The following is an 829-nucleotide window of genomic DNA, read 5'->3' as shown; positions in this document are numbered from 1 at the left end:
CCCCCACCCCCGTACTCCTAACCGAACCCACCCCAGGCGTCCTCCTCATCACCCTCAACAGGCCCCACGTCCGCAACGCCGTCGACCGGCCCCTCGCCGAGGCCCTGGACGCGGCGCTCACCCGGCTGGAGGACGATCCGGCGCTGGACGCCGGCATCCTCACCGGCGCGGAGGGCCACTTCTGCTCGGGCATGGACCTCAAGGCCTTCCCCACCGAAGGCGTCCCCGTCGTCGCCGGGCGCGGGCTGGCGGGGCTGACCCGGGCCCGGCTGCGCAAGCCGCTCATCGCCGCCGTCGAGGGGGCGGCCGTCGCCGGCGGCTTCGAGCTGGCCCTCGCCTGCGACCTCATCACCGCGGCCGATACCGCGTTCTTCGCCCTGCCCGAGGTGGCCCGCGGGCTCATCGCCTCCGAGGGCGGAGCGATCCGCCTGCCCGGCCGCCTCCCGTACCACGTGGCCATGGAGATGCTCCTGACCACGGCCCCCCTCTCCTCCGCCGACGCAGCCCGCTACGGGCTGGTCAACCGCCTGACCGGCGAAGGGAAGGCCCTGGAAGCGGCCCTCGACCTGAGCGCCCGCATCCAGGCCCACTCCCCCGCCGCCGTCCACCTCACGAAGCAGATCGTCCAGAACACCCGCGGCCTCGACGACCACGCCGCCTTCTCCGTCCAGGACCCGCTCAGCACGCCCGTGTTCGCCACCACCGCCGCCACTGAGGGCGCCCAGGCCTTCACCCAGAAGCGTTCTCCCGCCTGGGACCGGCCTCCCGCGTCCCGCCGCCTCTGATCCGCCGAGCCGGCCCACCACCCCTAACCCCTGCTCCCCCGGGC

1 protein-coding gene is annotated in these 829 nt (G+C 74.7%); it reads left to right on the top strand.

All coding sequences use genetic code 11. From position 1 onward, the window contains the following. Window positions 1-785 (top strand): crotonase/enoyl-CoA hydratase family protein (locus AC061S_RS44490; protein ID WP_478691584.1); only part of this gene is annotated, 785 nt, incomplete at its 5' end. Window positions 786-829 lie beyond the last annotated feature (44 nt).

This window comes from Streptomyces sp. CA189 (assembly GCF_056428985.1).
Note: the sequence above shows the minus strand (reverse complement) of the source record. Positions and strands in the feature narration are given on the sequence as shown.